The organism is Rhodothermales bacterium, from assembly GCA_040221055.1.
Classification (GTDB): Bacteria; Bacteroidota; Rhodothermia; order Rhodothermales; family UBA10348; genus 1-14-0-65-60-17.
Map to the genome: position 1 here is coordinate 490,625 of JAVJVN010000014.1, position 19,552 is coordinate 510,176.

Below are 19,552 nucleotides of genomic sequence, written 5' to 3' on the forward strand. Positions count from 1 at the left end.
CCCGATTCCATGCGATTCCTGACCGCAACGGCCCTGATGGTCGTATTTCTTTCCACCCAAACGCTGGCCCAGGACACATCCGACTTCAACTACGGGTCGACCGGCGACGGACCCTTCGAGCGCCTGGTCATCCGGGGTGCCACGATGGTCGAGGGTTCCGGGGCGCCGCCCGTCGGTCCGGTGGATATCGTGGTAGAAGGGGACCGGATTACGGAAATCCGTGTGGTCGGCTACCCGGGTCTGCCCATCGATCCGGACCGGCGACCGGCGCCCGGAACCCGGGAAATCGATGCGACCGGCATGTACGTCCTGCCCGGATTCATTGACATGCACGCGCATCCCCACACCATAGATACCGGTCATGGTGTACCGCTGGAGTACGTCACGAAGCTCTGGATGGCCCACGGTATAACGACCAGTCGCGTGGTCGGGGCAAAGGGCGTGGACTGGATCCTCGAACTCCAGAAACGCAGCAACGAGAACCGCATAACCGCGCCGCGCATCATGGCCTACCCCGTGTTCGGACAGGGCGCGGCGACGCCCATCACCACGCCGGAGCAGGCCCGCGAATGGGTCCGCTGGCTGGCCGGAAAGGGCGCGCAGGGCATCAAATTTTTTGGCGCGCCGCCTCCCATCATGGAAGCTGCCCTCGAGGAAGCCGTCGCACAGGGACTGCGTTCCACGGAGCATCATGCGCAACTGGATGTGACGCGGATGAACGTCCTGCGCACGGCGCGCCTGGGGCTGACGTCCATGGAGCACTGGTACGGGCTTCCCGAGGCGCTTTTCGAGGACCGCGTCATCCAGGACTATCCGGTGGATTACAATTACCAGAACGAGGCGCATCGGTTTGCCGAGGCCGGTCGGCTCTGGAAACAGGCCGCAAAGCCGTTCACGCCGCATTGGAACAAGGTCATGGACGAACTGCTGGAGCTCGACTTCACGCTCGATCCGACCTTCATTGCGTACCTGGCCAGCCGTGATCTCATGGCGCAGAGTCGGCGCGAGTGGCACGCCACCTATACACTGCCCGCACTGTGGGATTTCTACCGCCCCAGCCGCGCGGCGCACGGATCGTACTGGTTCTACTGGACGACCGAGAACGAGATGGACTGGCGCGAGAATTTCGACCTCTGGTTCACCTTCGTCAACGAATACAAGAACCGGGGCGGACGGGTCACGCTGGGCTCGGACAGCGGATACATCTACAACCTGTACGGATTCGGATACATCCAGGAGATGGAGAACATGCGTGAGGCCGGTTTTCATCCGCTGGAAGTCATCCGGTCGGCCACCATCATGGGCGCCGAGGCGCTCGGCATGGATGACGAAATCGGCAGCATCCAGGTGGGCAAGAAGGCCGACCTGGTGCTGGTGCCGGAAAACCCGATCGAGAACCTGAAGGTGCTATACGGCACCGGCTGGATCCGGTTGAATGACGATACGCGCGAAGTCGACCGCATGGGCGGCGTGCGGTTCACCATCAAGGACGGGATCGTGTTCGATGCGCACGAACTCCTGGCGGACGTCCGCCGAATGGTCGATGCCCAGAAGGCCGAGCGCGGCATGCCGCCGAGCCCCATGCCCATGAAGATCGAGACACATTAGCGCCTGCCCGTCTGCCCGTCTTACTTTTTTACCGTTTGCTCTCCACCCACCCCACTGCAGCCATGTCCATTCGTTCCTGCACCCTTGCGTGCCTGTTGGCCCTGTTCACGATCCTGCCGTCCGCGGCGCAGGATACGTACACCGATTCGTATCCCAAGAACTTCGGAATCGACATTGAAGGTTACGTGTTCGAACTCACGTTCGAGGACCTGTCGGACGTCATCCAGGGGCGCACCACCGTTACGGCCCGGTTCCTGGAATCGGGACAGTCGGCGCTGCGCCTGGACCTCGTGGACATGCGTGTGCTGGACGTGACCATGGACGGGGCAGCCCTGGCGTGGACACACGAAGCCGGTGCACTGCAGATAGATCTGGGTGAGACCGTTCCGGCCGGCGCCGCGCGCCAGGTGGTGGTCCGGTACGAAGGAACGCCTACCCAGGGGCTGGACATCGGGCCCAACAAGTACGGCGACTGGACGTGGTTCAGTGACAACTGGTCCTCGCAGGTGCGGCACTGGCTGCCCGTCGTGGACCACCCGTACGACAAGGCGACCACCGAAATGATTGTCACGGCGCCGGACAAGTACCAGGCCGGGTCGAACGGCAACCTCAAGGAGGAGTCGGATATTGAGGGCGACATGCGACGCACGCATTGGGTGAATCCTGTTCCCACGGCCACATGGTTGTATTTCGTGGGCGTGGCCGATTTTGCCGTGGATTACGTGACGAACTGGAACGGGGTGTCGGTCGAGACCTGGGTGTATCGTCAGGATCGGGATGCCGGGTTTTACGATTTCGCCGAACCCACCGATGATGTCCTGGCCTACTACACGAACCTGGTGGGTCCATACGTGAACCGTCGACTGGCGAACGTGGTATCGAACGCCACGCCGGGCGGCGGCATGGAGGCCGCGTCCATGCCGGCGTACTCGGACCGGTCCGTGAGTGGCAACCGCGAGCGCGGATGGCAGCATGTCATCATCCATGAAATCGCGCACCAGTGGTTCGGGAATGCCGTCACGCAGGTGCACTGGAACGACGTGTGGCTGAGCGAAGGTTTTGCCACCTACTACACGCTGCTCTTCCGTCGTCACCAGTACGGACACGATGACTTCGTTGCCGGCCTCAAGAACCACCGCCAGCGGACCATTGACTTCTACCGCGAGACCCCGGACTTTCAGCTTGTCCGGCCCTACATCGACGATCTGAACAACGTGTCGGGGCTCATGATGTACATGAAGGGTGCCTGGGTGCTGCGGATGGTCAGCGAAATGATCGGTGAGGAGGCGTACGATGCGGGCATCCGGTCCTACTATGCCCAGTACATGAACCGGAATGCCCAGACGGCCGACCTGCGGCGGCATCTGGAAGAAGCGTCTGGCATGGACCTCGAATGGTATTTCGACCAGTGGCTGTTCCAGGGCGGCATCCCCGTGCTGGACGGAACGTGGCGCCAGGCAGCGGAAGGCGTTCACGTGGCACTGCGTCAGGTGCAGGATGAACGCTTCCGATTCTCCCTGAGTATTGACGTGGACCTCGTGCTGGATGACGGCACCAAGGTGCGGCACACCCTCGACATGCCCACGTCGGGCGAAATCGACACGGTCGTTCCGGTAAGCGGCACGGTCGTGGACGTGGTCATTGACCCCGACACGCGATTGCTCGCCGACTGGTCGTTCAGTCAGCGGTAGGCCGTTCCACGTCGGTCCGGGCGAAATCGGTGCCGACAAAAAGCAGCGGCTCTCCGAGCGACGTGGCCAGCGCATACGAAAAACAATCTCCGTAATTGAGCGCCGCCGGGTGCCGGCCCTTTCCGTAGCGTCGGTAGGCGGCACGGGCCACATCCACGTGCTCCAGTGTGACGGGAATGACCTGCGTGCCGGTCCGGTGCACGAACGTGTCGACTTCCCGCTCACCGGCATCGCCATAGCGCGAATAGAGGACCATGCACGTTTCCAGTAAGGTGGCTGACGCTATCCGGCGCGTATCATGCTGCTCGAGTATCCTCACCAGCGTGTCGGAGCCCGGCTCTCGCTGCAGGATGGCCACGATGGCGGATGAATCCAAAACGAGGCCGCTCATTTGGGCAACCCCGCTTCGTCATATCCCATGATGTCCTCATCGCAGCGGTCGTCGAGTACGGGAAGGGCGGCAATGCGGTCCTGCATGCGTGCAATGTCATCGCTCAGCCCGAGCCCGGATCGGCGGCCGCTCACCCGCTTCAGTTCGGCGCGCAACGCACTCAGGATCACATCGGTAATGCCTTCGCCCGTCCGTTCGGCCAATTCCCGCACCATTCGGTCGGCTTCCTCGTTCTTGATGCTGAATGCCATGGATATCAGAGTATGGATTCTATAAGTATAGATATATTCTACCATTGAAAAGCGCAAGGGTTTCATTCATGAAGCGTTCGGATCCACTGTCCAGATTCGGACACCGTCCGTTCGACGGTGGACGGCAATGGACGCCTACAGCGAGCCGCGCGCGCCATTGTCTATTGGCACATTTATTGACTCCGCGTAACCCCGTACACCAACCCTGCGGGATCGCATGCTCCTGAACACCCTTCGCACCTCTTTCCGACACCTGCGCCGGGACGCCGGTTATGTCCTGCTGAATGTCGGCGGCCTGGCCATCGGGCTGGCCACGTGTCTCGTCATCCTCATGTACGTACGGACCGAACAATCGGTGGACCGCTTCCATGAGAAGGGGGATCGCATTGTGCGCGCCTGGGCCGTAACCACACTGGGCCCCGAAGAAGCGTCCATTGCGTCCACGGCGCATCCGCTGGCTGATTTCGTCCGGGAACGATACACGGAAGTGGAAGCCTCCACCCGGATACTGCCCACGCTGGGCACGACGCTCGTATCGACCCCATCCCATTCGGCGTATGAAACCCGCATCCGGGCTGTGGAGCCGTCGTTCTTCGACATGTTCGACGTGCAGTTGGCCGGCGCCGATCCCGTTCTGGCTCTCGGAGCACCCTACACGGTTGTGCTCACGCCGGCGATGGCGGACCGGTACTTCCCGGACCAGGATCCCGTCGGACAGTCGGTATCCATCGGTTTCTGGGGATCCCCCCACACGTTCACGGTCACCGGATTGCTCAAGGACGTTCCGGGCCGATCCCGGTTCGCACACGATGCGCTCATTTCCTACGAAACGTATGCCGAGCTGCAGAGCGGTGGGGACCGGGCTTCACTCGATGCGTCGTGGAATGCCCTGAATCCGGAGACGTGGTTCCTGTTGGCTCCGGGCGCGGACTGGCGTGATCTGGACCGCCGGATGTCGCCGGCCGTGACCGAGATTGCCGGGGGCGGGGAGGAGGTGTGGTTCCGGTATCACCTGCAGCCACTGCACGACGTGCACCTGGGCGGGCTCGGACTTTCCGTGGATCCGGAGGGGGATCCGGACACGCTGAAGATGTTCAGTGTGATTGCGCTCGTCATTCTGCTCATTGCATGCGCCAACTACATGAACCTGGCGACGGCGCGCGGGACCCGACGGGCCAGGGAAGTGGGTGTGCGCAAGGTGTTCGGGGCCCGGAAAAGCCAATTGCGCGTGCAGTTCCTGCTGGAAGCGGGGATATTCACTGTATTGGCGGTCCTCGGAGCTCTGTTGTTGCTGGAACTCTCGGTGTCCTCCATCAACGCCCTGGCGGGCCGTGTCGTGGTGGACGGGACGTGGTACAGCATGGAGATGCTGGCCTGGCTGGTGGGCATTGCAACGGTTACCACGTTCGTGGCCGGGGCCTATCCGGCATTCTATCTGGCCCGGTTCGAGCCGGGCACTATCCTGCGGGGAAGTGACCGTTCGTCGTCGGGAGGTGGAGGCGGCTTCATCCGTCGATTGCTGGTCGTCGGGCAATTCGCGGGCGGGATTGCCCTGCTCATGACCACGCTTGGCATCCGTGAACAAATGGCCTACACGGCCGAGAAGGACCTGGGGTTCGATCGGGAGAATGTGATGTTCATTCCGGTCCGGACCGGCCCCGAACGGGCACGGGCCAATGAGATTGCCGTACAGATGGGCCAGGTACCCGGCGTTGTGCAGGCGGCGGTGGCCTCCAACGTTCCCAACGGCATTACACAGGCCCATGGCGTGCGGGTGGTGGACCATGAGGACGATGAAGGTGCCGGGCGACGGGTACTGGCGGCCGATGCCGGCTACGCCCATGCGCTGGGGCTGGAGATGGCGGCCGGACACTGGTTCCGTGCCGACCGGCCGGTCGATGCGGAAGGGTTCATCCTGAATGAATCGGCGGCACGGGCCATGGCGGCGATCATGGACGGTGACGCGTCGGGCGGCGTGCTCGGGTTGACGCTGAACCGCAACGGTCAGGAGGGACCGGTCATCGGGGTGGTCAAGGATTTCCATTTCTCGGCGCTCCACAGCCCCATTGAGCCGTTGGTCATCTACCATCCGCAGGGCCTGTTCGACCACCGTACGCTGGTGCTCCGCGTGGAGCCGGGAACGGAGGTGCTGGACCGGATCCGGGCCGCTTGGGAGGTGCAGGCGCCGGGCGTTCCGTTTGAATACGAGTTCCTGGACGCAAGTGTGGCCGCGCTCTACGAGTCGGAGCGGTTGGCGGGGCGGTTGTTCGGACTGTTTTCCGGACTGGGCATCGTGGTGGCGTGCCTCGGCCTGTTCGGATTGGCGGCCTATACGGCCCATCGGCGGAAGAAGGAAATCGGCATCCGGAAGGTACTGGGAGCCGGTCTGGGCTCTGTCATGGTGCTCCTGTCGCGAGAATTCGTTGTACTCGTCGGCCTGGCCGTTGTAGTGGCCGCGCCGGTTTCGGTGTGGCTGCTCGATGGTTGGTTGGATGCGTTTGCCTACCGGGTCGGACTGAACGCGTGGGTGTTTGTGGTGCCGACCCTGGCCGCCCTCGGCATTGCCCTCGTGACGGTTTCCGGGCAGGCGCTCCGGGCCGCCCTCGCCAACCCCGTGGACAGTCTGCGGAGCGAGTAACATCATGCTGCTGACGAACCACCTGCAGTCGGTTGTTCGGCACGCACGCCGCAACCCGGGTTTTTCACTGGTCAATGTGTTCGGTCTGGCCGTGGCCTTCATGGCCGTCATCGGCATAGCCATGTTTGTCCGGGGCGAACGGGCCATGGATGATTTCCACGACCAGGCCGATCGGTTGTACCGGCTCAACAAGGTGGTTACCCCTCCGGAGGGAGGCGAGGAACGGCACGCCATCACGTCGGGGCTCATGGGCCCGACGCTGGCTCGGGAGCAGGCCGATGTGGAAGCAGCGGTGCGCGTACTGCCGTGGTTCAGTCCGCTCATGACGGGACCGGAGGAGAACAAGCGACTGTTGTCGGACATCCTGCTTGTGGACGCGAATTTCTTTGAGGTCTTCGATTTCGATCTGGTCCGCGGCGACCCGTCCTTGGTCCTCGCGCAGCCGGCGACCGCGGTGGTTACCGAAGCATTGGCGACGGAATTGTTCGGCACGGCCGACCCGATTGGCCGCACGGTCCAGAGCGTCGGGGACGTGGAGTACACCATCACCGGTGTGGCGGCAGATCCGCCGGGGAACTCACATCTGACGTTCAGCATCCTGCTGTCATGGGAGACGACGGTGCCCGGGGTCGGGCCGCTGAACTGGGCCTGGCTGAACAACTGGCTCACGCAGGTCCACTACACGTATGTGTTGCTGTCGGACCAAGCCGCGGCGGAACGCATGGCCGACGTGTTTCCGGCGTTCATGGAGACCCATTTTCCGGAACGGGCCCGGGAGTATCAGCTGTATCTGCAACCGCTCAGCGAAATCTATCTTGGCTCGTCGGACCTCCAATTCGTGACAGGCATCCGCACGGGGAATGGACTGCTGGTCCGGGTTCTGATGGTCGTCGGTATGCTCATCCTGCTGTTGGCCTGCCTCAACTTCACCAACATGTCACTCGCGCGGGCCTTCCAGCGCCTGCCGGAAGTCGGCGTCCGGCGCGCCCTGGGTGCCGGGGCCGCACAATTAGCCGCCCAGTTCCTGTGGGAGTCGGTGGCCTACGTTGTCGGCTCCCTGCTGTTGGCAGCAGTTGTCGTCCAGGCCCTGCTTCCGTTGTTGGCGGAGAATGCGGCCTACAGCCTCGGGTGGCACTGTGATGTATTGGGCTTGATCGTGCTCCTGGCCGTGGCGGCCGTAGCCATTGCCGGGGTCTACCCTGCGGTCATGTTGGCGCGTCGGGGGGGCGCTCGTCATCACCGTTCTTCGCACCGGATCCGGCGCGTGCTCGTGGTCGGGCAGTTTGCAGCGACAATCGCGCTACTGATTGTGACGTCGGTGGTCTTCCGGCAGACCCGATTCGTCCAGACGCGTTCGCCCGGGTTCGATACCGATCAATTGATGGTGGTTCGCATGGCCGACTCGGCGGTGGCGGCACAGGCCGAAGCGTTCAAGACGTCGGTCCTGGCACTGCCGGGTGTGACGGGCGCCTCCATCACATCGAACGTGCCCGGGCAGACGACCATGTCGTTCACGGTCGTGCCAGAGGGCGTATCGGGAGATTCCGACCGCACATCGAATGTCATGCGCGTCGGGGACGATGCATTCTACGCCACCTATGGCCTGACGTTGGTCGACGGGCGGTTCCCGGATGCATCCCGGCCCTCTGATATCTCGGATGCGGTGGTCATCAATGAACGCGCGGCAGCTGCCTGGGGATGGGCCGATCCGGTAGGGATGACCTTGACCGTAAGCGGCGAAATCCAGGATGCGACCGTCATTGGTGTTGTTGAGGACTTCCACTATGAATCCCTCCACCATGCGGTCTCTCCATTGGTCATGTACCACTCGCCGCGCGCCAATTACCTGACGGTCCGCTTCATGGCGGACCGGGCCGCGGATATCCGTGAAGGCGTCGAAGCAACATGGAAGCAATTTGACGCGGCCGTGCCGGTCTCGGCCTGGTTCATGGATGCGGCCTGGGCGGAGCTTTATGCACAGGAACAGCGGCTGACCACCGTATTGCTGCTGTTCGTCGGCTTGACGCTGGTGGTGGCCTGCCTGGGCCTGCTCGGTCTGGCCATCCTTGTGACCACGCAGCGGCAGAAGGAGATCGGTATACGCAAGGCATTGGGCGCCTCGTCGACGCGCATTGTCCGGTTGGTGAGTGGGGAGTTCGTGGCGCTTGTCCTGGCCGGAGCCGTGCTGGCGCTTCCCGTCGCATGGATGGTAACCGATCGCTGGCTCTCCGGGTTTTCGTACCGCGTGGATGCAGGGGGTGTCTCCCTGCTCCTGCCTGTTGTGGGAGCCGTCGTGCTGGCCGGGCTGTCGGTCGGCGTGCAGGCGTTGCGGTCGGCACGAATGAATCCTGTCGACAGTTTGCGGAGCGAATAGCGTCGCCGGATAAGTACTGATTTCTGGACGGTCTGAATGGACTGCGTCGTACCTTGCGGTATGAACAATCTCGACCTGACGCCCCACGACCAGGCCATGTTGGCCGGAGAGGAGGGGCCCGCCGTTGAAATGGCCATGCGCATTTTGGTGCGGATGATGCCGGTATTCGGGGCGACCCGCCTCATGGACGTGTCCGCGGCGCACATCGATTCGAGTGTGTACATGGGTCCGGCGACCATGGAGTATGCCGAGCGGCTGGCCGAACTGGGTGCGCGCGTGCGCGTGCCCTCGACGCTCAATGTGGCCGGCGTGGACGAACACGGCTGGTCGGACTGGTCGGTGCCGTCCGGTGTCGCCGACGGTGCCATCCGGCAGATGCGGGCCTATGAAAAAATGGGATGCATCCAGACATGGACCTGCGCGCCGTACCAGACGGAGCATCGTCCGGTCTTCGGGCAGCAGATTGCCGCAGGAGAGTCGAATGCCATCTGCTTCTTCAATTCGGTGATCGGGGCCAGGACGGCCCGGTATCCGGACTTGTTGGACATCTGTGCGGCCATAACGGGCCGTGTGCCGGCCGCTGGCCTGCATCTGGACAGCGGCCGGCATGGAACGCTGAGGGTGGACCTGGTGGGCGTGCCACAGCGGGTGCAGGAATCCGATGCGTTCTGGCCGGTGCTCGGCATTCTGCTGGGCAAGCTTTCCGGTGATGGCGTGCCGGTGGTGACGGGAATTGAGGTGAAGCCGAGCGATGACGACCAGAAGGCCGTGTGTGCCGGCGCGGCCAGTTCGGGCGCCGTGGCGCTGTATCACATGGTGGGCATCACGCCCGAGGCGCCCACGGAAGAAGCCGCGTTCGGGGGACGGCCCGCGCCGAAGGTGGTCACGGCGGGCATGGAAGAAATGCGCGCCGTCTGGCGCGCGATGTCGGCCAGCCGCCCGGACGATGGGGGCAACGGCGTCATTCCGGCCGGGAGTTCGGGAGCCATCGAGCCATTGCGAACCGCGCCCGGCAGTCAGGGAGACGGTGCGGCAGGCAGCGTCCCGGCCGAGGGGCCGGGCGCCCTGGACATGGTGCTGCTCGGCAGTCCGCATTTCAGTTTTGACGAATTCCGGCGCCTGGCGAAGCTCGTCGAGGGACGCAAGCGGAATCCGGATGTCCAGTTCCTGATTACGTGCAGCCGATCGGTCCGCATGTTGGTCGAACACGGGGGCCTGCTCGAGCCCATTGCCTCGTTCGGTGCCCGGATTACCGTCGACACGTGCCCGCTCACCAGCCCCATGTTGTCGAAGCGGATTGGCACCATCATGACGAATTCGGCCAAGTACTCGTATTACTCCCCGGGCCTCCTTGGAACGGGCGTGGTCTACGGATCCCTGGAGGACTGCGTGGAGTCCGCGGTCAGCGGCCGCGTGGTCCGTGACGAAAGCCTGTGGGTAGCGGCATGAACCATCGGGAAATCAAACATACCATGATCGGCGAGGCGGTGGTGCCCGGAGTGGCGGAAGGCGAGGTCCTGGTGAGCACCGAGCCGTTGTCCTTCTGGGGCGGCTACAGCGGCCAGACCGGCGAAATCATTGACCGTCGGCATCCGCTGTCGGGCCAGAATGCGGCGGGCAAGATCCTGGTGCTGCCGTTTACGCGGGGCTCGTCCACGACAACGGCCATTTTCCTGGAAGCCGTTCGCGCAGGCGTGGCGCCGGCCGGGCTGGTCATGGACCGTCCGGACGTGTTCCTTACTCTTGCAAGTGTCGTTGCCGAGGAAATGTACGGGCAGGTCGTGCCCATCATCGCGCTGAATGCCGACGATTTCGCGTCCCTGAAGTCCGGCTCCCGGCTGCGTATTGAAAACGAAACCATCCATCTGCCATGAAACGCATCGGACGGCTCCGGTCCAATTTGTTTTCGTCGTTGATCCCGAACGGAATTCCGGCCATCTTCCCGGCCACGGTCCTGCTCTTGGGGCTCGCCGCGTGTTCCGCATCCCCCGAACCCCGTGTCATCCTCATCACACTCGATGGGCTGCGCTGGGAGGAACTGTTCACGGGCGTCGACGACTGGCTCCTGGAATCGGACTATACGGGCGACAAGGTGCTCATGCGAGAGCGGTACGATGCCGCGACGCCCGAAGAACGCCGGGCGCGTCTCATGCCGTTCATGTGGTCGACCATCGCCGCGGAAGGTCAACTCTACGGAAACCGCCACGTGGACAGCCGTGCCGATCTGCGCAGCACGCAGGTGTTTTCGTATCCGGGCTACAACACGATCCTGACGGGCGCCATCGATACCTCCATCACGAGCAACGACAAGGTCCCCAACCGGAATACGACCGTTCTGGAATGGGTGAACCGGCAGCCGGGATTCGAGGGCCGGGTGGCCGCCACGGGATCGTGGGACGTGTTTCCCTACATCCTGAATGAAGCCCGCGCGGGTTTCCCCGTGAACGCCGGATTCGAGACCTGGGAGCCCCCGCGCTCCGACGCCGAGGCCCTCGTGAACCAACTCCAGACGCAGATCCCGTCGCCCTGGCGGACGGTCCGGCTGGATGCCTTCACGCATCATTATGCCCTCGAAACGCTGCGCACCGATCGGCCGCGCCTCCTCTATATTGCCTACGGCGAAACGGATGATTTCGCGCACGACGGCGACTACGACCAGTACCTGGATGCCGCGAACCGTACAGACCGCTTCATTGCCGACATCTGGGACTGGGTGCAGGCCGACCCGGAATACGCCGGACGCACGACGCTCATCCTGACCACGGACCACGGCCGCGGCGCCCAGGATCGCTGGATCGGGCACGGCATTGACTGGATCGGTTCGAACGCCATCTGGATGGCCGCCATCGGCCCGGACGTGCCCGCGATGGGTGAAAACACGCCCGGCCAGGTGTACCAGACGCAGGTCGCCGCCACGGTGGCCGCCGCGCTCGGCCTGGACTGGGTAACGGGTTCCGGCGGGCAGGCCGGCGAACCCGTCCGCGCCATGATGCCCGATTGACATGCAGAACGAACAACACGATCTCGACCTCTTCTTCCTCGGCCCGAAATCCGAGCAGCGGGAATTCCTGAGCGAAATCCTGCAGCTGGTCATGAACGACCACGTGTTCTGGCGCCGCAACTACTGGCCCAAGGATCCGCCCGCCATCCCCTACAGCAAGGTGCACGGCGAACAGGCGCGGCACTTCCGCGAACGGTTCTTCACGGAGCTCTTTCGGCTGATTTCCGAACTCAAGCTGGACGTTCCGGTGTTCTCCCCGCGCTACATGGCGCACATGATTTCGGAGACCAACCTGCCGTCGCTGATCTCCTACTTCGCGACGCTCCTCTACAACCCGAACAACGTCTCGAGCGAGGCCTCGCCCGTCACCATCCGGTACGAGCTCCAGGTGGGCAAGCAGTTCGCCGAACTGTTCGGATTCCCTCCGGATGATGCATTCGGCCACCTGACTTCGGGCGGCACCGTGGCGAACTACGAATCGCTCTGGTATGCGATGGCCGGACGTACGTTACCCGTGGCCATCGCCCTGGCATCCGATGCGCCGCCGCGCGGCCCGGACGCGCTCTGGGAGCTCATGAACGTACCGCTCGCCGACGTGCAACTCCGCCTGAACCGGTTCCTGGCGCCCGACCCGGAGGCGCGGTTCGCGGCCCTGCGTGAGCACATGATTGGCTACAAGGGACTCATGGGATTCGCGCGCGCGGCCGAGGAGGCCTTCGATGCGCCCTGGGTGGAACCTGTCCTGGTAGCGCCCCGGACGGCTCACTATTCCTGGTCGCGCGCGTTGTCGGTGATCGGCATCGGGAAGCACAATGTGTGCCGCGTAGAGGTGGACGCTGCGTTCCGGACCGTGCCGGAGGCGCTTGAGGACGTGCTGCGGACCTGCATGGCCGAGCGGCGCCCGGTCTGGCAGATCGTGACCGTGCTCGGCGCTACGGAATTCGGCTCGGTCGACCCCGTGGACCGGCTGGTGGACGTCCGCAACCGGCTCGCCGGGGAAGGGATGTACGCCCCCATCCACGCCGACGGCGCCTACGGCGGGTATTTCGCGACCATGTTCCGTGAAGGAGTGGGCGGCCCGGATGTCGATGCACCAGCGGCCCCTGCAGACGAGGCGGTTCGAGCCGCATTCGTTGGGCTCGGCGGTGCCGAGTCGGTGACCGTAGACCCGCACAAGGCTGGATACACCCCCTACGGAGCCGGATCCATCGTCATCAAGCACGGGTTCCTGAAGGACCTGGTGGCGGAGACGGCTCCGTATTGCCTGGACCGGGAGGATACCACGGAAGCATCGTCCCCTCAGCCCCAGCTGGGCAAATTCATCCTGGAGGGATCAAAACCCGGCGCGGCGGCCGCATCGGTGTGGTTCTCGCATCGGCTTATTCCGCTCAACATGGACGGATACGGGCGCCAACTCGCTACACTGTGCCGTGTGACGGCGGACGTGCATGCGCGGATCGGGGAAATCGGTGCGGCGGCAGCAGTCGGTTCCGACGTCGACGCCCCGCAACTTGTATCCCTGTATCCCCCGCAACTGAACCTGCTGTGCATTTTGGCCGTGCCGCCGGGCGTCCAGCGGCTGAGCGACGTCAACGCCCTGAACGAGCAGCTCGCGGCCCGATTCGGCGTCAAGGACGTCATGAGCATCCAGAGTTACGACTACCTGGTGTCGCGGACCACCGTGGCCACCGACATGCCGGCCGTTGCCGCGTGCCCGTCGCTGGCCGGCTTGGACCTCGACGCCGAAAACGTCTCCGTGCTGCGCCTCGTGTTCATGAACCGCTGGTTCGAGGGACTCAACGAACACGGCGAATCGTATCGCGAGAATTTCCTGGCCGTGCTGCAGTCCGAGGCTGCGCGGTTGTGGTTGTCCCGTTGATCCAGCGGGACTACACGGCGCAACAACTCAGCTTCTCGACATCTTTTCTGAACGTGATGGCCGCCAGCTTGATGCCCTCGCTGAGCGTCAGGTACGGGTGGAACATGGATGCGAGACGGTCCATAGTCATCCCCATTTGGATGGCCAATGCGACTTGCATGAGCAGCTCTCCTCCTTCGGGCGCCACTATCCTGGCACCGAGGATTTCGTCCGTTTCGGTATTGCGGATGAGCTTGATGAGCCCCCGCATATCGCGTGCCGCCTGTGCCCGTGGAACGTGTTTGAGCGGCACGACCGATGCATCGGCCGGGATTCCCGCGTCTGCCGCTTGCCACTCGTCGAGCCCGACGCCAGCCATTTGCGGATCGGTGAAAACGACCCATGGCAATGCCGAATAGTCTACCTGTTTGTGCATGTCCTGCAAGGCGTTCTCGGCGGCCAGACGCCCTTCGTAGGCCGCCGTGTAGACGAACATCTTGCCGCCCAACACATCGCCTGCAGCGAAGACACCCGGTACGGCCGTCCTGAGTGTGGCATCTGTATGTACGAACCCGCGGCCATGCGTACGTACGCCGAGCGTGTCCAATGCGAGGAATTCGGTGTTCCCTTGTCGCCCGAGTGCCAGGAAAACGTGGGATCCTTCGAAATCGCCCTTGTTCGTGCGGATGCGCACGCCGCGCCCATTGGTCTGTACGTCCACCAGGTCGATGCCGGTTTCCAGGCGAACGCCGTCTGCCGCCAGATGCGTTGCCAACTCGTCCGTCACGTCGGCTGCCTCGTCTGGCAGGATACGGGGCGACCGCTGCAATACGGTGACGTTCGACCCCATCCGGGCCAGCCATTGCGCATTCTCGAGCGCGACGTACCGTCCGCCGAGTACAATCACGTGCTCCGGCAGTTCGCGGAGCTGGTAAAGCGTTTCATTGGTGAGAATGCGCTCAGCAGCACACAGCCCCGGAATGTCCGGATACCACGTCCTCGCGCCCGTCGCAATGAGTACGCGACGGGTGCGGACCGGCTCGAGACGTCCTTCTACGGCAACTCTTGTGGCATCCACGAAGCGCCCCCGACCATGGATGATTTCGATGTTTGCATCGCCCCGGACGACGTCCACGTACTTCGATTGCTGGAGGTCGTCCACGAGGTCCTGGACGCCCGCACTCACCGCCCCGAAATCGGCAATATGGCTGGCGGCGTCAATGCCGACCTGCGACACATGTCCAGCCCTGTGGTGCGCCTCGGCGGCGCGAATGAAGGCCTTCGACGGCACGCAGCCCACGTTGACGCATGTGCCGCCCAGCCGCAATCCGTCGTTGATGATGGCCGCCCGCCCACCGAGTTCACTCGTCCGGATGGCTGCTGCGAACGCCGCCGATCCGCCGCCGATGATGGCAAGGTCAAAAACGTCTGTTTCAGGCACGGGTGGATTCCTCTTGGCTTTCGATTTCAACGGGCACGAGCTTGAGCGCCGTCTTCTCTCTCAGTCGCTCGGTCAGCGCATCGTAAGAAACGACGTCCGGATTGAACGTGATGTGAAGCAAATGATCCGGAATGTTGACTGAGGCCGTAAGCACGCCGTCAATGGATTTTGCACTCGATATCAGGCCATCCACACACCCACTGCAAAACGGCGATTCAATGGAGTAGGCCGCTTTGTCATCAGCGCCCTGCGCCCAGGATATTCCTTGGGTTGGAATCTCATGGGTCGTTGCAGACTTGACGGACGCAGGATAGCCGATTTCGCGCGTAATGCGTTCCATGTCGGCAACCGACACCAGGGAAGGATTGAATCTCACCACGGCCTGTGGTGGCTCGAAGGTAACAATGGCCTCTGTGACGCCTTCGAGTCCCAACAACGCGCGTGCGACCGTGATGTCGCAGAGTTCGCACGTCATGCCGCTCACGGTCAGCGTTACCTGCTGTTCGCTCGCGAAATCGGGAGCCGTCGCCGTCTTGGCGTCGAGCATGGGTCGAATAAGCCACGGCGATGCCACAAGGCCGAGGGTAATCACGATTCCGGCGACAATGAGGCTGCGGCGTGCCCGATCCGACAGCCTCTGATCGTCACAGTCACAGTCCACCTGACGCGACCGCGCGATTTCACGGCGCACGACCAGGTAGAGGGCTACCACTGCCACGGCAACAAACAGGGGCCGAAACGGCTCCATGGCTGTGAACATCCCGACCAGTCCACCACCGACGCCCACCGATACGAGAATGAGCGGTATGGTGCAGCATGCGGAGGCGGCGAGGCCAGCGCCCAACGCCCCGAACAGATTCCAGTTTTTCTTCATGATGATGTGGCTGATGTGGCTGATGTGGTCAGCGTGAGGTTCAGGTCAATGTTCTCGACAGCCCGGTTCTCGAACAAGTGCACGAGCATGTCGGCAAAGGGGCTTACGTCGTGGATTCGATAGAAGAGGGTCTGGGCACTGCGCCGCGATGTCACGAGGCCCTTCTCGCGCAGCAGTTTCAGATGGCGCGATACGGCCGGCTGCGAGATTCCGAGAATGTCGGAGAGGTCGCAGACGCACAGTTCACGCGCCTCCCAGAGTGCCCGCACAATGCGCAATCGCGTTTCGTTGCCGACCGTCTTCATGAACGACGCCAGTGCCAGGATGAATTGATCACCGAATACGGACTCGCGCAGGCGACCCAGCAGGGCGTCGTCGACCTCGGTGCGGACACAGGACGCATCGGTGACAGATTTTCCGGACATGTACTTTACCGTCTTGTTATATAACTGTTGTGGAATATGGCACAGGAATGTTACAAGTGCAAGACCGGGGACCGCGCGGTTGTGGAAATCCATCTGATTGCGTAAAATAACGCTGCTTAATTTAGCGCAACGCAAAACAACGCAATATCATGACGAATCCATTTGAATTCGGGCGTGAGCTCTCGGCGCTTGAAATCGTTGATCGCGAAGAAGAAGTCGGCCAGGTGGTTCAGACGATCATGGAAACCGGTCGTCTTTTTGTGATTGGACCGCGTCGGTTCGGCAAAACATCCATTTTGCGGGCCGCCGCCGAGAAGGCAAATGCCTCAGGAGCGGTCGTATTCCGCTACAATGCGGAGGCCTATCCGAATTTGACCGTCCTTTCCGAGCGGATAGTCGCAGACGCTGCAGCACACCTGACCGGTCCCGTTCGGAAAGCCGGAAGGCGGATACAAGAGATTTTTGGCTCACTCCGTCCGCAAGTCACATACGATCCAATCGGGGATCAATTCGCGGTATCGCTGGCAACTGAAATGAAGCATCAAGCAGGTCCGGCTTTGCTGTCCGAGACGCTTGCCGGATTGGACGCTCTTGCGGCATCCTCGAAGAAGCCCGTTGCTGTCATCATCGATGAGTTCCAGAAAATTGTCGAAGACGATGGGGTACAGGCGGAAGGCCAGTTACGTGCGGCGGTCCAGGCGCATGATCATGTCGGGTACGTTTTTGCCGGCTCGAAAACGCGATTGCTTTCCGAAATGACGGGCGATGAAGGTCGTCCGTTCTACAGACTGGGGTCCCGCCTTTTCATCGGGCCCGTACCGCGGGACGATTTCCAGCGCTTCATCTCGGCTGGCTTCAGCGACGCGGGGTTGTACATCGAACCGGACGGCATCAGTGAAATCCTGGACCGGGCGGACGATGTGCCCTACAACGTGCAGCGCCTGGCGCATGCCTGCTGGACGGAAGCACAAGCCCGTAAGGCACCTGTGACGCCGGAAATCGTCAAGCGTGTTCTCGAGACGCTGGTACGTCGGGATGACCCGTTCTATACCCAGATCTGGAACAGAACCAGCCCGACCCAGAAACAGGCGCTGCTGGCCATTGCCAATGAAGAGGGGAGCGGAGCAGGTCTTTTTTCCGCTGAGGTATTGCAGGCTTATGGCGTGAAGTCCGTCAGTACCATGAGAACGGCCGCTCAAGCGCTCGTGAGCAATGGAATCGCGAGAGAGGAAGAGCGGGGTGGCAAGACCGCGTATCGGTTGGAGGACCCTTTTTTCGCCGTCTGGTTGGCGTTGTTTATAGCCCACCCATAGCGCACGCGGGTCCGATGTCGAGCCGCGCGATTGTGAGCGGATTTGTGATCCCTATTCCAGCGTTACAAGACGCCGTTCTAGGTCGTTAAGTGACCGTTCCATGGACGCCATTTTCTCCATCTGGAAATTGAGATTGGTGAGCATGTACTGTGACTGTGTGTCGTTCATGCGTGCAAGGGTGTCCTGGTACGACGAGACGGTGTCGGCCTGGTATCGGTAGGCATCGACAATGAAGCCGACAAAAGCAATGAAGCAGACCAACACGACGCCTGCGGCCCACCATTCCATCCTGGAGGTTCGGCCAGCGAGACGATTGAATTCGTCAGGCGTCACGAACAGTTTTTGGGAGTCGGAATCGCCACTACTGTCACCGATTGGGATCAGGTCGTCTTCGACAGGTAGTTCTTCGCTCATTTGTAGACTCCTTTCAGTATCAGGCGATCATCTTTTTCTTCCACCTGGAGATCATGCCCAGCATATTTGGCCAAGCGAACTCCACCAAATGCAACCGCTTGGGAAAACGCCGTGCCGGGTCCAAATGTGACATCGGCAATCTGGACATTGGTGAGTGGCCTGATTGTACCGTTCGGCATGATCCTGAAAACACTATCAAATCTGACACGCTTCATGGTAGATGAAATCGCTGTTACGGCAATACTCACTCTTCAACTCCTCGGGATTGTTGCAGTTCTGAACAGACACTTCTGAGGCGGGAGCGTAACCCGTTCGCCTTACCGCAAACGGCTCAGGCGCACGTCAACAGGGAACGGCTCGGCGGGTCCGATGTCGAGCCGCGCGAAATCCGGATGCGTGGGGTTGATCAGATAATTGGACTCGTGCGGCACGATGGCGCTGGGCACACGAAGCATGGCGGATTGCTGATCCTCAAACCAGCGTGTACCGACTTCCTGGGTACTGGACGGCCACGGCCAGGCGTTCCAATCTTCCGGCAAATCATTTGCCTCGAGAACGGCAAGGCACTCTGGTGCAAAACGGATGGGAACGGCCACGTACGCGAAGGACAGCAGATCCGTCATCTCAAGGTGCACCATGGTCTCCAGCAGGGCAAGCGCTGGACTGTCGGCAGCGTAGACGACGGGAATCCCCTTGCGATGCCACCGGCCACTGTGCAGCATGGATCCGTACCCGCGAAGCGCAGACTCCGAGTACTTGGCTTTCGACAGTCTCCAGGCCGTGAACGTTGCCTTCGGGTTCGTCATGCGGGCATGGTGAACTCAATGGCATAGAGCATGTCTTCTACTTCCCGGGCGCCCGGCTCGGTATCGGCTCGTGCCAACGGGGACTCGCCGTCCAACAGACTTTTTGGGGTCGTCAACCAGCGTACGACGCGCGCCGTGTCGTTCTCGAATACCATGAAGGCAAGATTCACGAGATGCGCGACCCGGAGCAGCCGGTCGGATTCCTCGCTGGTCAACCGGTCCGCTTTACGGCGGCGCTGAAGTGTGCGATCCGGTATGGACAGGACTTCGGCCAGCTCGCCGCCACTGACTTCGAGTATGCCATGGAGACGTTCGAACACATCAAACGGCAATCCTTCGCGCACAGCCGTTACAAGATTCCGCTGTCTCAGGCCCAGGAACTCGTACAGGTCGGACCGATCAGGAACGCGTGTTTTCAGGGTCATTTCAGGGCCTCATGTCGAGTACATGCATTATTACCGCCATAT

Annotated in this window: 18 protein-coding genes; 9 read left to right on the forward strand and 9 right to left on the reverse strand. The window is 62.1% G+C overall.

The window, feature by feature from the left end:
* The first annotated feature begins 9 nt into the window (after positions 1–9).
* Entirely contained in the window at positions 10–1,608 is a 1,599-nt protein-coding gene (locus RIE53_09640; protein MEQ9104950.1) for an amidohydrolase family protein, read from the forward strand.
* A gap of 62 nt (positions 1,609–1,670) precedes the next feature.
* On the forward strand, positions 1,671–3,299 hold the full coding sequence (locus RIE53_09645) for a M1 family metallopeptidase (GenBank protein ID MEQ9104951.1): 1,629 nt from the start codon (positions 1,671–1,673) through the stop codon (positions 3,297–3,299).
* On the opposite strand, the gene RIE53_09650 is transcribed toward RIE53_09645, so the two are convergent.
* Together RIE53_09650 and RIE53_09655 are read right to left on the reverse strand one after the other, a co-directional pair.
* A complete protein-coding gene (locus RIE53_09650) occupies positions 3,286–3,690 on the reverse strand; it encodes a type II toxin-antitoxin system VapC family toxin (GenBank protein ID MEQ9104952.1) in 405 nt (134 codons plus the stop codon). The two genes, RIE53_09645 and RIE53_09650, sit on opposite strands and share 14 nt — an antisense overlap.
* Positions 3,687–3,941, reverse strand: a complete 255-nt coding sequence (locus RIE53_09655) for a type II toxin-antitoxin system VapB family antitoxin (protein MEQ9104953.1) — start codon at positions 3,939–3,941, stop codon at positions 3,687–3,689. The genes RIE53_09650 and RIE53_09655 overlap by 4 nt, the downstream gene beginning before the upstream one ends.
* Before the next feature lie 217 nt (positions 3,942–4,158).
* Between RIE53_09655 and RIE53_09660 the strand changes: the two genes are divergently transcribed.
* The 6 genes from RIE53_09660 to RIE53_09685 are packed head-to-tail and all read left to right on the forward strand — an operon-like array spanning position 4,159 to position 13,833.
* Complete coding sequence (locus tag RIE53_09660; protein ID MEQ9104954.1) at positions 4,159–6,579, forward strand: ABC transporter permease; 2,421 nt, start codon at positions 4,159–4,161, stop codon at positions 6,577–6,579.
* Between the two features lie 4 nt (positions 6,580–6,583).
* Positions 6,584–8,953 carry an ABC transporter permease gene (locus RIE53_09665; protein MEQ9104955.1) on the forward strand — a complete coding sequence of 790 codons (2,370 nt, stop codon included), beginning with the start codon at positions 6,584–6,586 and terminating at the stop codon, positions 8,951–8,953.
* 60 nt (positions 8,954–9,013) lie between these two features.
* The gene (locus tag RIE53_09670) at positions 9,014–10,402 is read left to right on the forward strand and encodes an aconitase X catalytic domain-containing protein (protein ID MEQ9104956.1); all 1,389 of its coding nucleotides are present in this window, start codon (positions 9,014–9,016) and stop codon (positions 10,400–10,402) included.
* Positions 10,399–10,827, forward strand: a complete 429-nt coding sequence (locus tag RIE53_09675) for a DUF126 domain-containing protein (protein MEQ9104957.1) — start codon at positions 10,399–10,401, stop codon at positions 10,825–10,827. The genes RIE53_09670 and RIE53_09675 overlap by 4 nt, the downstream gene beginning before the upstream one ends.
* Positions 10,824–11,954 (forward strand): alkaline phosphatase family protein, encoded by a 1,131-nt coding sequence (locus RIE53_09680; protein ID MEQ9104958.1) that lies wholly within the window; start codon positions 10,824–10,826, stop codon positions 11,952–11,954. Before RIE53_09675 ends, RIE53_09680 begins: the two co-directional genes overlap by 4 nt.
* Position 11,955: 1 nt before the next feature.
* The gene (locus RIE53_09685; protein MEQ9104959.1) at positions 11,956–13,833 is read left to right on the forward strand and encodes a pyridoxal-dependent decarboxylase; all 1,878 of its coding nucleotides are present in this window, start codon (positions 11,956–11,958) and stop codon (positions 13,831–13,833) included.
* Positions 13,834–13,843: 10 nt separating this feature from the next.
* On the opposite strand, the gene merA is transcribed toward RIE53_09685, so the two are convergent.
* The 3 genes from merA to RIE53_09700 are packed head-to-tail and all read right to left on the reverse strand — an operon-like array spanning position 13,844 to position 16,552.
* Positions 13,844–15,253, reverse strand: coding sequence for a mercury(II) reductase (gene merA / locus RIE53_09690; GenBank protein MEQ9104960.1), 1,410 nt, complete (start codon positions 15,251–15,253; stop codon positions 13,844–13,846).
* The gene (locus RIE53_09695) at positions 15,246–16,127 is read right to left on the reverse strand and encodes a heavy metal-associated domain-containing protein (GenBank protein ID MEQ9104961.1); all 882 of its coding nucleotides are present in this window, start codon (positions 16,125–16,127) and stop codon (positions 15,246–15,248) included. The genes merA and RIE53_09695 overlap by 8 nt, the downstream gene beginning before the upstream one ends.
* Positions 16,124–16,552: a metalloregulator ArsR/SmtB family transcription factor gene (locus tag RIE53_09700; GenBank protein MEQ9104962.1), complete on the reverse strand. Its 429-nt coding sequence runs from the start codon at positions 16,550–16,552 to the stop codon at positions 16,124–16,126. The genes RIE53_09695 and RIE53_09700 overlap by 4 nt, the downstream gene beginning before the upstream one ends.
* 149 nt (positions 16,553–16,701) lie before the next feature.
* Between RIE53_09700 and RIE53_09705 the strand changes: the two genes are divergently transcribed.
* Positions 16,702–17,865 (forward strand): AAA family ATPase, encoded by a 1,164-nt coding sequence (locus RIE53_09705; protein MEQ9104963.1) that lies wholly within the window; start codon positions 16,702–16,704, stop codon positions 17,863–17,865.
* Between the two features lie 51 nt (positions 17,866–17,916).
* On the opposite strand, the gene RIE53_09710 is transcribed toward RIE53_09705, so the two are convergent.
* From RIE53_09710 to RIE53_09725, 4 genes are all read right to left on the reverse strand, one after another.
* A complete protein-coding gene (locus tag RIE53_09710; protein ID MEQ9104964.1) occupies positions 17,917–18,279 on the reverse strand; it encodes a hypothetical protein in 363 nt (120 codons plus the stop codon).
* Positions 18,276–18,494, reverse strand: coding sequence for a hypothetical protein (locus RIE53_09715; GenBank protein ID MEQ9104965.1), 219 nt, complete (start codon positions 18,492–18,494; stop codon positions 18,276–18,278). Before RIE53_09715 ends, RIE53_09710 begins: the two co-directional genes overlap by 4 nt.
* Positions 18,495–18,596: 102 nt before the next feature.
* Positions 18,597–19,085: an RES family NAD+ phosphorylase gene (locus RIE53_09720; GenBank protein MEQ9104966.1), complete on the reverse strand. Its 489-nt coding sequence runs from the start codon at positions 19,083–19,085 to the stop codon at positions 18,597–18,599.
* A complete protein-coding gene (locus tag RIE53_09725; GenBank protein MEQ9104967.1) occupies positions 19,082–19,510 on the reverse strand; it encodes a DUF2384 domain-containing protein in 429 nt (142 codons plus the stop codon). The genes RIE53_09720 and RIE53_09725 overlap by 4 nt, the downstream gene beginning before the upstream one ends.
* Positions 19,511–19,552 lie beyond the last annotated feature (42 nt).